At 72.1% G+C, this 1,051-nt stretch carries 1 protein-coding gene; it reads left to right on the forward strand.

Annotated elements, in window-relative coordinates:
- On the forward strand, positions 1–1,051 hold a 1,051-nt coding region (locus AB0I73_RS41480), incomplete at both ends, for a polyketide synthase (RefSeq protein ID WP_363045546.1).

Genomic DNA, 1,051 nt, shown 5'->3' on the forward strand with positions numbered 1-1,051 from the left:
GCTTCCCCGGCGGCGTCGCCTCCCCCGACGACCTGTGGCGCCTGGTCACCGAAGGCCGCGACGCCATCGACACCGTCCCCGCCGACCGGCAGTGGGAGCTGCTGGTGCCGTCCGCCTCCGAGGACGGATGGTCCACCGCACCCGCGATCCAGGGCGGATTCCTGCCGGACGCCGGCGACTTCGACCCCGGCTTCTTCGGGATCTCCCCGCGCGAGGCCATCGCCATGGACCCGCAGCACCGGCTGCTTCTCCAGGCCTCCTGGGAAACCTTCGAGAATGCGGGCATCGACCCGCGCACCCTCAAGGGCAGCCCGGCCGGTGTCTTCGTCGGTGTCAACACCCAGGACTACGTGGCTCTGCTGGCCCGGGTCCCCGAAGGCGCCGAGGGCTATGTGGCCAGCGGCACGTCCGGGAGCGTCGCGTCCGGCCGTATCTCCTACACGTTCGGCCTCGAAGGCCCGGCGGTCACCGTGGACACGGCTTGCTCGTCGTCCCTGGTCGCCCTGCACCTGGCCGGCCAGGCGCTGCGCAGCGGCGAGTGCACCATGGCCCTCGTCGGCGGCGTCAACGTCATGGCGACTCCCGGCACGTTCGCCGACCTCGGCAAGCAGCAGGCGGTGTCGGCCGACTCCCGGGTCAAGGCGTTCGCGGACGCGGCGGACGGCTCCGTCTGGGGTGAGGGTGTCGGCGTGCTGCTCGTGGAGCGGCTGTCGGACGCCCGCCGCAACGGCCACCAGGTCCTCGCCGTCGTGCGCAGTACCGCCGTCAACCAGGACGGCGCCAGCAACGGCCTGACCGCCCCCAACGGCCCGTCGCAGCAGCGCGTCATCCGCCAGGCCCTGAGCAACGCCCGCCTGACGACCGCTGATGTCGATGTCGTGGAGGCGCACGGTACGGGCACGAAGCTCGGTGACCCGATCGAGGCGCAGGCGCTGCTGGCCACCTACGGCAAGAACCGGCCGGAGGACCGGCCGCTGCTGCTGGGCTCGGTCAAGTCGAACATCGGCCACACCCAGGCCGCCGCCGGCGTCGCCGGTGTGATGAAGATGGT

The organism is Streptomyces sp. NPDC050388, from assembly GCF_040655635.1.
Classification (GTDB): domain Bacteria; phylum Actinomycetota; class Actinomycetes; order Streptomycetales; family Streptomycetaceae; genus Streptomyces.